Genomic DNA, 13,498 nt, shown 5'->3' on the forward strand with positions numbered 1-13,498 from the left:
AACCATTTGGCGACCGCAGGCCCGCCGGAAAAAGTTTCGGCCCGCGCAAACCGTTTGACAAAGACCGCAAGCCGTTCGACAGGGACAGAAAACCCTCTGACCGCGACCGCAAACCATTTGGCGACCGCAGGCCCGCCGGAAAAAGTTTCGGCCCTCACCCGTTCCGTTCCGAGGAACGGCCGCGCCGGCCCTTTGATAAAGATAAAAAACCCTTCGCCCGCGAGCAAAAACCTTTCAATCGCGTAGCCAAGCCACGCCGCTCTTTCGAGCATGACGACAGACCCCGCCCGGAACTTAAGGAAACCGGCATCTATCATTTAAACATGAGCCGGGTTCTGCCGCCGGAAGAACAGGAAACCCTTAAGGTAACCGCGGAACGGTTCGTTCCGGGCGGCGAATCCGTTTGTGAAACCGAACGCGGCAACAAAAAAGTGCTCGTGCCTTATGCAGCGACAGGCGACGTGCTCGAAATAAAGACCACTGGCACCAATTCCAAAGCGATGCACGAGGGCACGATCCTGCATGTGCTCCAGCACGGGCATGGGCGCACCGAACCGGAATGCCCGCTCCATTTCACGCCCGGAAAGACTTTCTGGTGCGGCGGCTGCGATTTCGGACATCTCACCTATGACGAGCAGCTGAAAGCCAAATTTGAAATCGTGGAGGAGTCGTTCCGGCGGGCGGGTCTCGCGAACATAGCGGTCCGCAAGCCGCTTGCCTCCCCGGTGGACAAACGCTACCGCAACAAAAACCAGATACCGGTAGTGCACAAGGCCGACGGCCGGGTGCTTACCGGGTTCTACCAGCCGGGCACGCATCGCATCGTACCGTTTGAGGACTGCATCGTGCAGCCCAAACTCACCATCGAGATCCTGCGCGTGTTGCGCGAACTGGTGTCAAAAGCGGGCTGGTCCACTTACGATATTGACTCCGGGCGCGGCTGGCTCAAGCACTTTTTCATCCGCACCAACTCCAAAAGCGAGGCGGTGGTGGTGCTGGTGGCCTCTTCCGGAGACGCGCCGGGGATAGAGCAGATAGTCCGGAAACTGACCCGCGCGGTGCCGGCTGTAGTTTCGGTTTACCTCAACGTGCAGATCGAGAAAACGCCCGTCGTGCTGGGGCATGAATGGATTCACCTGCACGGCAAATCGCTGCTCACGGAAACGCTGTGCGGGATGGAGTTCATGATGTACCCCGGCTCGTTTCTGCAGGTAAACAACCGCGCCGCCGAAAAAATGTTCAACATTGTAGGCGATTTTCTGGCGATGGGCGAAAAAACGCCGTTTCTGTATGACATTTACTGCGGCGTGGGCGTGATCGGGCTTCTGCACTGCAACGGGTACGAGCGACTGATAGGGATTGAGGAAAATCAGGGCGCAGTCGCCTGCGCGTACAAAAACGCGGAAAACAATCACATTGAGAACGCGTCGTTCATAGCGGGCAAGGCGGAAACGGTTTTCGCGGCCGACATCTACAGCAAGCTCAGCCGCACCGCCACCGTGATTGTGGATCCGCCGCGCAAAGGCTGCAACATCGCGCTGCTGACGCGGTTTAAGCATCCGTCCATCCGCAAGATCATCTATGTATCATGCAATCCAGAAACATTCGCGCGGGACGCGCAGGTGCTGATGACCTGCGGGTTCGACCTGAAAATTGTCCAGCCGATAGACATGTTTCCGCAGACGGCGCACATTGAACTGATCACTTATTTCGAACGCAGCTAGCCGGAAACATTGACCTCTGAAAAAAACCGCCGGGATAATCCGGCGGTTTTTTTTCAGGCCGCGCCAGCCCGGTATGCAGCAAAATAACCGAGAATCCGCCCGTTACGGCAACACCGCCCATCACCCTTGAAAACAAGCGGCGGGCGTGTTCAATACCGGGTTATCTGCCCGGATCCGGTTCCGGCACAGGCTCGCCATAACCTATCACCCTGAATCTTGCCGGCCTGGTTTTTACGGTTTTCCCGCCGCATTCCTGCGTAAAATACACGGAATGCGCGCCGGGCTTCAAACCCCACCACGCCTGCCCGGCGCTGGAGGACACTGCCGCGCCGTCCACCCGCCACTGCACGGGCGCTGAACACGGCGTAGCGGCCTGCAGTTTGATCTCCTGCGAAGCTGCGGGGTAGGCGGGTTCAAGCACGAATACGTCCCCGTCTTTCGGAAACGACACCGAAACCGTTTTCACAAAAGCGCGGGCCGGCGTTACCATGCCTTCTGGTTTATGAACCGGGCAGCCGGCCTCCGGCAAACGACTGGCGTAAAACAGTTCGTTTGCCGTCGCCGGACAGAAATGACCGGCCGCGCGCCCCGAATCAGGACAGATTTCCGCTTCGGCAAGACCAGCCGGGCGCGCGAACCCGCCGGACGGATACCTGCGCTGCAGCATAAACGCCGCCAGCCTCAGCAGCGGGCCGGCTCCGGTAACGCCGGAAACCCTGCGCATGGGGCTGGCGTCGAAATTGCCCGCCCAGACCGCCACCGTCCACCCCGGCGTGTACCCCACCGCCCAGTTGTCCTTGTAATCCTTGCTCGTGCCGGTTTTTGCGGCGAAAGGAAACGGCATATTAAACGGCGAATCAAGCGAAAAAGCCGCTTCCCGTGCATGATTGTCGGACAGAATATCGGTGATAATATACGCCGCCCGTGCGTCCAGCGCGCGGCGCGGCAAGCCGGCGCGCCGCCCGAACACCGACCACGGCAGATACTCCCCCCCGCGCGCAAGCGCGGCGTAGGCGTTAGCCAGCTCAAGCAGAGTAACCTCGCCGTTGCCCAGGCTCAGGCCCGCGCCGTAATGCCGGGCGTCCAGCCGCAAAGAATCGAACCCGAAATCATGCAGTGTTTTCAGCACGGCATCCGGGCCGAGCTGCTCCGCCAGATAAACCGCCGGAATATTATAGGAACAGGCCAGCGCCTGCCTCACACTGACCGGCCCGTGAAACCGCCTGTCGTAATTTTCAGGCGAGAAGCCGTGCGCGAAAACGGCGGGCGAATCGGCGAGCCGGTCGGACGCGCGCCACCCGCGCTCAAGCGCAAGTCCGTACACAAAAGGCTTGAGCGCGGAACCGGGCTGGCGTAAAGCGGTAACGCCATCGACCTGGCCGGAATTCCGCTCGCTGAAATAATCCGCCGAGCCGACCCACGCCAGCACGCCGCCGGTTTTGTTGTCAAGCGCGACCAGCGCGGCGTTGGTGACGTTTTTATCACGCAATTTTTTGATATACGATCCGACGGCGCGCTCCAGCCCGCGCTGGAGCTCAAAATCAATCGAGGTACGGATCTTCCCGTCCGGCGGACGGCGGCCCCGCGCGTCCGCCGCATACCGGCGCAGCGCGAAATCGCAGAACTGCGGCGCGAAAAACCCGGCGGAACGTTTGCGGATTATTATTTTCTCGCTTAACGCGGATTCGTAAAGCGCGCGGTCTATGTAGCCGGCGGCTAGCATTCTGCCCAGCACCGCGTCGCGCCGGCGCAGGGCTTGCGCGTAATGGCGCACCGGGTCATAGCGGCTCGGGCTCTGCGGGATACCGGCAAGAAACGCCGACTGCGACAGTGTCAGCCGCTGCGGAGCCAGCTCAAAAAACAGTTCGCTGGCCGCACCGATCCCCGCCGCGTTATTTGAAAAGTTAACGGTGTTAAGATACCGCTGAAGTATCTCCTGCTTGGTCATGCCGCGCTCCAGCCATAAGGCGCGCGCCATTTCGCGCAGCTTGCCCGGCACCGTGCGTTCGCGCGGCGTTATCGCACGGGCCAGCTGCTGCGTTATGGTGGACGCGCCCGACACGGTTTTCCCGGCGCGCGCGTTCTGCCACAGGGCGCGGGCGATGGCGCGCACGTCCACGCCGGGATGTTCGAGAAACCGCCTGTCCTCCGCCGCCAGAAACGCAAGCAGCGCCCAGGCCGGAACGTCCGCCAGCTTCACCGGCGCGCTGTAACAGCCGGCCGCCGACAGATAGCGGCGCAAAGGCTCGCCGCCGGCCGCCGCGACGGTGACCGAATAATCCGCCGGCCCTGGCGGCGGCGCAGGCCGGGCCGGCCATATAAATAACGCCGCGGCGGACAAAAAAATCCCCGCCGCGGCGCATAAAACGGCTGTCTTCCTGCCAGCCGGCGGTTTCATTTCGCCAACGGCAGGATTTTCACCCTGCCGGTGGCGGTCCGGCCGAACACGTCAGGCTCGTACATGCACGACACAAACCCGGCCGGCGCGCCATAATCGCCTTCCGCCACCGCCTGCACCATATAAGTGAACTCATGCTGGCCGGCGGGCAGGAACTCGGCGAACGCCGCAATACGGTCGTCATACCGCTGCACCTTGTGAAAACCCGGAGCATAATCTCCGGAAAACCAGCCCGCGTCCGCGGAACCGGCGGAGGCGACGCCCGCCTGGCCGGAAAGATCGGTGTTCACGATTTCAAAACCGGCCGCGACAAAATCCTCAAGTGCCACGAAGTAGCGATCCTGCGCGGTATTGACCGACACCGTGACCTCGGCCCTCACGCCGGGGCGCAGTTTCCCGCCGCCCGGCGCCTTCACTGCCCGCGTAACGGAGAAACCGCGTGCGAGCGGAGTTTTATACGCGGCCGGCACGGTTTTAAGTGCCATGGTGTAATAAAGCCGGCCGTCGCCGTCTTTTTCAAACCGTACGGGCACGGAAGCGGAGGAACGCGTCAGCATAAGCGCGTCGAACGCGGCGGTGGCCAGAACCGGCGCGAGATTCTCGAACCGGACACGCATAAGCGCGTCAGCCCCGGCAGTCACTTTCGCCGTAAAAGCCTGTTCCGGTTTTTCATAGGCCGAATAATAATATTCAAGCGCGCGAAGGGCGGCGGCGTTGTCGGCGGTGTTGTTCCACCGCCCGTTTTTCTGCTGGCGGACGAGCCAGCGGGCGACCTTGCCCGCGGCGGGAAACGTGCCGTCCGACTCCAGCAGCGCCTGCATGCAGAGCGCGGTTGTTTTTACCGCGCTCGCGTGCGAGCGCGCCGAAAAAGCCGTTTCGCCGAAAAACGCCGCGTCACCGCCGATGTTTTGCCGGTTGAGCAGCATGCGCGACAGTTCCGCGCGCTGTTCGTCCTTCACGCCAAGCCTGGAAGCCGCGCGCAAAAGACAGGAAACGCCTTCGCCGGACAGCGTGTCCCGCGCTCCGTAAAGCCTCGCAAACGCGTCCGGCCAGAAACTGCCGTTAAGCGCAAGCGCGTACAGGGCATAAGCGGCGCTGTCGCCGCTGCCGTTTTTAATCAGGCCCTGCAGATAATTCACAGCGCCGGCGATGACCGGCGGGTCGGCCCGGTAGCCGCGTTTTGACGCGGCGGCGTAAGTTTCCAGCACATAGGAGGTAAGCCACGGGTCGGAATAGGAAGAATCCTCCCAGTATCCGAACCCGCCGCCCGGTCCTTTATAGGAAGCGAGATTGGCAAACAGCTCGGACGCCTGTTTTTTCAGCGCGTCAGTATCCTGCGCAAGCCAGCGCCGGGCGAATTTTTCCGACACCAGAAGCGGCGCGAGTTTCGACAGTTTCTGCTCCAGACACTCATAGCGGTACCCGAGCAAATATTCCGCCGGCAGTTTAAGACTCGCCAGCGCGGTCGGCGACAGGACAACCGCCAGCTCCGCGCTCAGCGCGTCAGCCGGACGCTTGAGAGTCTGAACGCCGGATCTTGCGATCGCCATCGAAACCGCCGTCGTTTCCGGCAGCTCGCCCTGCACTACGGGTATTTCCTGTTCCAGCCCGTCGCTCTCTTCGCCCGCCCGCGCAGTGAAAACCAGCGCGGCGGGGCCGGTTGATATTGCGCTGAAAGACCATTCCAGCCGTTTGGCCGCGCCCGCTTTCAGAGTAACCTCACTCGGCGCGTTCGCGGCGGCCGCCAGCGCGCCAGAAACGTTCATTTCGACTCTGGCGGAAACCGTGGCGGTTGAATAGTTTATCAGCACCGCGCCGGCCTTGAACGTGTCGCCTTTTCTGGCGAAGCGAGGCAGCGCGGCTTTAAGCATGAGCGGCTTGGAAACCCTGATAGTGTCCGTGGAACTGCCGAACCGCGTTTCAGACGCGGCGACGGCGATTATCCTGTACGAAGTAAGCGTGTCCGGCAGCCTGAACGCAACACGCGCAGAGCCTTTGCGGTCGGTCATCACCGCCGGCATCCATGCGGCAAGCGGTATGAAATTCGAGCGTATGTCCACCCCGCCCGCGGCGCCGCCGCCTCCGCCGCCCCGGTTCTCGCCTTTCTCTCCGAAATTGCGCTGGCCCAGCACGAGCGGACGGGAATCGGCCGTTTTAACTCCGAGCGGGCGGGTTTCGTAAACCGCGCCGAACGGGTCGGGCGTGCCGTAATCCGTCAGATTAAGCACGCCCTCGTCAACCGCGTAAAAAGCCACTTCCGCAGGCGTGCCGTCGCCTTCCGCGTCCAGCGTGCGGATCTCGACAGCCGCCTCCGCGCCCGGCCTGTATTCTTTCGTTTCGGGCTTTAACCGCACGATTAGCCGGTTCTCGTCGGGGCTTACCGGAATGTTGATATACCCGAATTTGGCTTTCGGCTTGCCCGCGTCGAGCGATGACGCTGTCGGCTTGGCCGTTCTGCCGTTAACAAGCACCACGCCGACATAAATATTCGGCACATGCCCGGCGCGCAGTTTCAGCTTGATTTCCTCGGCGCCGCCACTGATGCGCTCCACACGGCTCTCCACCACGCCCGCGCTTTCCACGGTGATCAGCGCCCACGCCTTTTCAAAGGGGGACTTGATCATTATTTTCGCGGTGTCGCCGGGTTTGTACCCGCTTTTATCGGCCGCAAGCGCGACCAGATCGGTGTCGTCGCGTTCCCACGACACCCCCCCGTCGCCGGGCACATAAAAAGTGAAAGCCGTGGCGTTTGCGCGGCCGCCGCGCTCGCCGTTCAGCGCCAGGCGGTACGAACCCGGCGGCAGATCCTGCGGTATGGGCCAGCGGTATTCGCCGGAGCCGGACGTGTACGAAAACGTGGAGACCGGAATGATTTTTTCTTCCGACACGATTTCCAGCCGCCCCGACAGGCCCGCCCGCGCCGCGTTGCGGTACTCCCTGCGGGCAAGACCCGCCGTAACCGCCACGCCGGGCGCTGGCGCGCCGTCAGGCCGCACGGAAACGATGCCCGCAAAAACCGGCGTCGTGCTTTTTTCCACCCGCCACGGCCCGGCCACGCCCAGATAAAAATCCGCCGGATGCAAAGTGGCGGCGGTTCTGGAAAACAGTCTCTGCATATCGGGGCTTAACACCGACGCTTCGGCTATCAGGCTGTACGGGCGCGTTACCGTAGCGGTGACCCCGGCCACGGAAAACGACAGCCTGCCGTTTTCATCAAGCCGGCCCCGGCCGGCGGCCAGAACACGGTCCGGCGTATAATCCGCGTTCACGAAAGTATAGGAGCCCAGCCCGCAGGGCGCGAACGGCGCGGGCGAGAGCAGGAGCGACCATTCCGCCTCCGCGCCCGCCATAGGCGCGCCGGCCAGATACCAGCCGTCCACAGCCGCCGAAAAAGTGTCGCCCCGATAATAGTTCTTCTGAAGCGGCGTAACCGAAACCGCGAACTGCGCCCGCTTAAACGCCTCCACCTGAAAATTCGCCTGCTCATCCACCTTGGGGCCGGCGGGATCGGGGTTGGACAGCCGCACGCTCCAGAACCCGGGTCCGGCGGTTTTGGAGAGCGGGAAGCTGAAATCGAACGAGGAGCTGTCCGACACGGACGCCGTAAAACTGGACACTGTCGCATTCCCCCCGTCAGCCACTGTCACCGCAAGCTCGCGCACTCCGGCGTAAGTCACGCCTTTTTTGCCGTACCGGCGCAGGAACCCTTTGACGCTGACCGTTTCACCGGGCCGGTAAAGCCCGCGATCGGTAAAAACAAGCGTCCTGGCCGTGCCGGCCGGTTTTTCAAACCGGGCGGGCAGCCCGAAACGCCAGGGCTCCAGGCCGGAAGCGAAATCAAGCGACAGCGCCGCGATATCGCCTTTTTTTTCGGCGAAAGCCCACAGATCCGGCGATTCCCATTCACTGTCCGCGGCCAGCCCGAGCGCGCCCCAGCCGGGCAGTTCGGCCAGCCCGTCGCCATCGGTGCGCCCGGTCCAGACCACGTTGTTTTTTCCGTCGCGCAGGGTGATATTGACCCGGCCCAGCGGCTCGCCTGCGCTTAAATCGGTAGTCCACACCAGCCCGTTCACGGGCGAGGATTTCACGGTAAGCCCGATACCCGTAACGTTATCGAACGCCCACGCCCATTTGGCGCGCGAAGGCAGATACACGCCGGTAAACACGAACGGCGTTGCAGTGGAAAGATCTATCCCGCCGTAACAGCCGCTGTTGACGCGCGCGCGCGGTTCCAGCGCCTTCGGCTCCACTCCTTCCGGCAGGGCCGGAGCGCCGCCGGCTGAGGCTTTCATGCTGCCGTACTCGGTTATGAAATCCCCTTCCGCCACGGACTTCTGCGCATACAACACCTGCGGCACGTTCATTGCGCTGTACACATGTTTGGGCTAGAACATGTTTTCCAGCACGCCAAACCCTCCGGCAAACGACACGCGCGGGCAGTAATCCCCTGCGGTTACGCTAAACGTCCTGTCGGCCGGCAGGGTGTTGCCGAACACGTCCTTAAGCCCCTTTGTCAGTGTAAAATCATAGGTGCGGCCCGGCTCGAAATCCAGCCAGTCAAGCTGATATGAATAGGCCCGCTCCGCCGGCCGCGCGAAGCCAAAACCGCCGGATATATATGCCGGCACGGCGTTTTTTTTCAGCCCGTCCGGCACAGCCAGATGCTCCGCAAAATCCGAATATCTGACCGGATTTGACAGTTTCACCGCATAATTCGCCGGCAGACACCCGCTGGAAGCGCTTACGCCCTTGAATTCCAGCCCGCCGTAAGTGTAAAAACGGACACCCTCCGCAAGCCGCGCGCCCGCGCCGCCCGCGCCCGGCAGACCGGCGGCGACTGCAAGGAAATATTCCGAATCCGGCTTGAGCGCAAGCACCGGCTTGACCGCCAGCACCGTGGCGGTGGACGGCGGGATTTCACCCTCGTTCGTTATATACGGCGGAAAAAGTTTTTCCACTTCCTCCGGCTTCGCCTTGCGCACACCGCAGGGTATTTTCGAACCGGACGAGTCGGCCAGCGTGATGAAATTGCGCGCGGCATCATATCTGACCGGCTGATTGAACCGCAAAAACACCGTCGGGTACCGCGACACCCAGCGCGCGCCGTTTTGCGGATCACTGCCGAGTAGCCGCACCAGCGGCGTGACAAACGCGCGCCGCACCTCACCGGCAAGCGCCGAGCCGGAAACGGCTTTGACGCCTTTTGGCACCGTCACCTTATATACGCGTGAAAATTCGAACGGTTCGTCCGGAGTAAATACGGCGGTCGCCGTATCAGCCCAGCGGCAGACGCCGCTGACCGCAGGCTCCAGCAAAAACGGGCAGGGTAATTTATGGGACGCTGCGCCCAGCGCGACCATCGGCTCGCTGAACATCACGGTAACGACGCCCGGCGTTTCCCCGTCCCGCAGCAAGCCGTCGGGCGAAACCGACAGCACCCGCACCTGCGCCCAGCCGCAGGCGGCGAAAACCATATTCAGCAAAACGGCAACCGCAAACGCATGAATCTTTTTCATAATTTTCTCCCGAACCCGCCGCCGCGCGCACAGACTGGCGATATAAAAGTATATTCAATGCCGCGGTTCCCGGTCAAACGCGCTTGACAGGCGATATCCTATATTATTTCATTATATAGATCCCTTTATTCAGACAGCATCGGAGGTAGCAATGCGGTTGTTGACCTTTGTTCTTATATTTTCCGCGCTGGCAATGCCCGCCCGCGCCGACACCGCGCAGGAATATTACGACAGGGCGCTCGCGAACGAAATTCCCACAAAACGCGTTAAACTGCTCGGCAAAGCCATAAACGAGGACGCCGCTTTCGCGCCGGCCTATTTTCTGCGCGCGCAGGCGGTTATGGATTTGAACGACTGCGACGCCGCCCTGCCCGATCTCGATAAAACCGTCGCGCTCGGCTACGCGCCGGTTCAGGCGCGCTATTACCGCGGCTCCTGCCTGCTGGAACTGGGCCGGAGCACCGCCGCCATAGCGGATTATTCGGCCGTGATCTCCTCCGCGCCCGACTCGCCCTCCGCTTACTACCGCCGCGCCGTGGCCTATATCGCGCTTAATGACGTTACGGGCGCCATGTCCGATCTCGACCGGACGCTCTCGCTCGACCCCGGCTATCTGCCCGCCTATCCCCGCCGCGCGCGCCTGAACTATCGCATCGGGAAATATGAAGCCGCGGCGGCGGACTGCACCGCCGCCATCAAAGCCGGCTTTGACAAACAGCTGCTCACGGAACGCGGCAATTCCTACCTGGCGCTCGGCCAGTTCGACTCGGCGGCGCAGGATTATAACGCGATTTTGGCCGGCCAGCCGAAAAATTATCCCGCGCTGGCGGGACTGGCGCAAGCCTATATCGGGCTGAAAAACGCGACCGCCGCCGTAGCCGCGTCGGACGGCGTGATAGCGGCCTATCCGGCTGACAAAACCGGGTATCTTCTGCTCGCCCGCTCTTACGAACTGAATGCCGACACGGCAAGCGCGGCCGCAGTTTACTCCTCGATGACCGGACAGTTTCCGGCAGCGCCGGAACCCTGGCTGGGGCTGGCGGAACTGAATTTCGCTTCAGGCGACGCCGTTGCCGCGGTCAGCAATTCCTCCGCCGCCATCGCGCTTTCAAACGCACTGCCGCAGGCTTATTATCTGCGCGGCAAAGCGCTGCTGCAGCTGGGCGATCAGGACGGCGCGCGCCGGGACCTGCTTGAAGCCGGAAAACTGCGCCCGGCCGATATAATGATAAAACTTTTGCTGGCCCGGATTTATTTCAGCGGGCCGGACACGCAGGCCGGGCTGGACGAAACCCTCGCCGCGCTCAAGCTGGATTACGCCGCGACGCTGGCCGAGCTTGGCGCGGCCGAATCATCCGGCGTCATCTGCGGTTTGAATCTCGCGCTGGGAGCTTTTGAAATGGACCGCCGCGACACCGCCAGAGCGAAAACCTGTTTCGACAAGGCGATCGCCGCGGCTCCGGATTTCTGGATGGGGTACAGCTTCCGCTCCCAGCTGCTCAGAATGACCCGTAAATTCTCGCCCGCTCTGGCCGATATAAACAAAGCCGTCAGGCTCGACGGAGGGAACTGGCAGCTGTATCTCGAACGCGGCAAACTGTATTACGAACTGCGCCAGAACGACAAGGCCTACCGCGACTTCACCCAGGCCGCCCGCCTTAAACCCGATTACGCGGAAATATACAATTACACCGGCCGGATGTTTCTGCGGGTAAAGATGTACGGCAAAGCGGAGGAGGAGTTCACGAAAGCGCTCTCGCTCTTCGCTTCCGCCGACGTCTACGCCAACCGCGCGCTGGCCCGGCTGCGCCAGAACAACCCCGAAGGCGCGCGGGAAGACCTGGAAAGCGCGCTCAAACTCAACCCGGACGATCCCAAAACCTATATCGGGCTGGCGTGCTACTACTGGTCCGCCGGCAACGACCGCGCGAAAGCGCTCTCCAATCTTGAACAGGCGTTCAAGGCGGGGTTCACCCGCTATAACCTGCTCACCCACGCAAGCGGCTACGGCAATTACCTGTCGGGCATAGATTCCGACCCGGATTATGTCGCCCTGCTTGAAAAATACAGTTCTCCGGCGCAGGCGCAAGCACTGTCCGCGGACTATGAATAAGGATGAAAAAAATGACAAAAGAACTCTACGCTAAAATTGACTCGTATCTTGACTACGCCGTAGATTTGCAGACCCGCCTGACGGCGATCCCCGCGATTGACCCCGCCAACGGCGGCACCGGCGAATACAAGAAATCCCTGCTGGTTGAAGAGGAAACGAAACTGCTAAACCCGGACGAGCTGATCCACATTGACGCGCCGCAGGCAATAGCCGAAGGCGGCGTGCGGCCGAACATGGCGGTGAAATTTTACGGCAAAGACCGCTCCAAAACGCTGTGGATAATGACACACCTGGATATTGTGGAACCGGGCGATCTGTCGAAGTGGACGTCCGACCCCTACACCCTGCGCCGCGAAGGCAACCGCATTTACGGCCGCGGCGTGGAAGACAACCAGCAGGGACTGGTGTCGTCCATGCTGGTGGCCAGGGCGTTGCGCGAGGCGGGCGTAGTGCCGCCGGTAAATTTAGGACTGCTGTTTAACGCGGACGAGGAAACCGGCTCCGGTTTCGGCGCGGATTATGTGGTTAAAATGCGGCCCGAACTGTTTGGCAAAAACGATATGGTGCTCATTCCGGACGGCGGCATGCCCGACGGCACCATGATAGAAATAGCCGAAAAATCCATCATCTGGGCGAAATTCACCGTGACGGGCAGGCAGATCCACGCGGCCAGCCCCGACGGCGGAATAAACGCCTGCCGCGCCGCCAACGAGCTTGCCGTGGAACTGGACCGCGCGCTGCACGCAGAATTCACCGCGCAGGATCCGCTTTTCAATCCACCCGTAAGTACTTTCGAGCCGACAAAAAAAGAAGCCAACATCGAAAGCATAAACATCGTGCCGGGCCGGGACGTGTTTTATTTCGACTGCCGAATCCTGCCGTCTTATGACCTCGCCGCAATCAAGGCCGTGTTTAAAAAAGCGTGCGACGGGATTGCCGCCAGACGCGGCGTGACGGTCGAAACAACTTACGCGCAGGAACTGCAGGCGCCCAAGCCCACCGCGGCGGACGGCAGCCTTGTGCGGCTGCTGCAGGCGGCGGCGAAAGAAATTTACCGGGTGGACGCAAAACCCATGGGCATCGGCGGCGGCACCGTGGCGGCCTATTTCCGCGAACTGGGCTATCAGGCGGCGGTGTATTCAAAGCTCGACGAATCCGCTCACCAGTTCAATGAATACTGCCTGCTCGACAATCTGCTCGGCGACGCAAAGGTAATGCTGCACTGCCTGTTAAACAGCCGCTGAGAAACGCGTTGAACCTGAAACGGCGGGCCCGCAGCGGGCCCGCCGTTTTTAACGGGTAAAACAGCTTTCTGGAAAAATCAGCGCTCCGGGCGCGGTTTTTTGCTGCCTTTTTCGCTGTTTTTTTCCTTTTTCTTGATCTCTTCCCAGCGAACAAGCACCTGTTCGGGCGTGTCGAGTTTTTCATCGCCGAACACATGGGGATGCCGCCTCACGAGCTTGCCCGTTATGCCGGCAACCACATCCGTTATGTCAAACCGGCCGGCCTGACGCGCTATTTCGGCATGGAACACAACCTGCAGAAGCACGTCGCCAAGCTCCTCGCGCAGATTATCCCAATCGGCGTTTTTTACGGCCTGCTCCACTTCGCCCGATTCCTCGCGCAGATACTCCAGCAGGCTTTCGTGCGTCTGTTTTTTGTCCCACGGACAGCCGTTCTCGGCCCGCAGGCGGGCCATTACCTCCACCAGCTTCTCAAACTCCGAACCAGCTTTTCCCATAGATAG

8 protein-coding genes are annotated in these 13,498 nt (G+C 61.2%); 3 read left to right on the plus strand and 5 right to left on the minus strand.

Annotation, left to right across the window (positions count from 1 at the left end):
• On the minus strand, positions 1-272 hold a 272-nt coding region (locus tag PHW69_01275; GenBank protein ID MDD4003818.1), incomplete at its 3' end, for a hypothetical protein.
• Between the two features lie 51 nt (positions 273-323).
• On the opposite strand from PHW69_01275, the gene rlmD reads away from it, so the two are divergent.
• The gene (gene rlmD, locus PHW69_01280; GenBank protein ID MDD4003819.1) at positions 324-1,724 is read left to right on the plus strand and encodes a 23S rRNA (uracil(1939)-C(5))-methyltransferase RlmD; all 1,401 of its coding nucleotides are present in this window, start codon (positions 324-326) and stop codon (positions 1,722-1,724) included.
• 160 nt (positions 1,725-1,884) lie between these two features.
• Here the strand turns inward: rlmD and pbpC are convergent, their stop codons facing one another.
• Genes pbpC through PHW69_01295 form a run of 3 tightly spaced genes read right to left on the minus strand, consistent with a single transcriptional unit; the run spans position 1,885 to position 9,638 of the window.
• Positions 1,885-4,122, minus strand: coding sequence for a penicillin-binding protein 1C (gene pbpC, locus PHW69_01285; protein MDD4003820.1), 2,238 nt, complete (start codon positions 4,120-4,122; stop codon positions 1,885-1,887).
• Positions 4,119-8,498: an alpha-2-macroglobulin family protein gene (locus PHW69_01290; GenBank protein MDD4003821.1), complete on the minus strand. Its 4,380-nt coding sequence runs from the start codon at positions 8,496-8,498 to the stop codon at positions 4,119-4,121. Before PHW69_01290 ends, pbpC begins: the two co-directional genes overlap by 4 nt.
• Before the next feature lie 9 nt (positions 8,499-8,507).
• Positions 8,508-9,638, minus strand: a complete 1,131-nt coding sequence (locus PHW69_01295; GenBank protein ID MDD4003822.1) for an Ig-like domain-containing protein — start codon at positions 9,636-9,638, stop codon at positions 8,508-8,510.
• Between the two features lie 151 nt (positions 9,639-9,789).
• On the opposite strand from PHW69_01295, the gene PHW69_01300 reads away from it, so the two are divergent.
• Complete coding sequence (locus tag PHW69_01300; protein MDD4003823.1) at positions 9,790-11,751, plus strand: tetratricopeptide repeat protein; 1,962 nt, start codon at positions 9,790-9,792, stop codon at positions 11,749-11,751.
• Positions 11,752-11,762: 11 nt separating this feature from the next.
• Positions 11,763-12,995 (plus strand): M20 family metallo-hydrolase, encoded by a 1,233-nt coding sequence (locus tag PHW69_01305; protein MDD4003824.1) that lies wholly within the window; start codon positions 11,763-11,765, stop codon positions 12,993-12,995.
• A gap of 77 nt (positions 12,996-13,072) precedes the next feature.
• Here the strand turns inward: PHW69_01305 and PHW69_01310 are convergent, their stop codons facing one another.
• Positions 13,073-13,492, minus strand: coding sequence for a MazG family protein (locus PHW69_01310; GenBank protein ID MDD4003825.1), 420 nt, complete (start codon positions 13,490-13,492; stop codon positions 13,073-13,075).
• Positions 13,493-13,498 lie beyond the last annotated feature (6 nt).

It is taken from the genome of Elusimicrobiaceae bacterium (assembly GCA_028700325.1).
GTDB lineage: Bacteria > Elusimicrobiota > Elusimicrobia > Elusimicrobiales > Elusimicrobiaceae > JAQVSV01.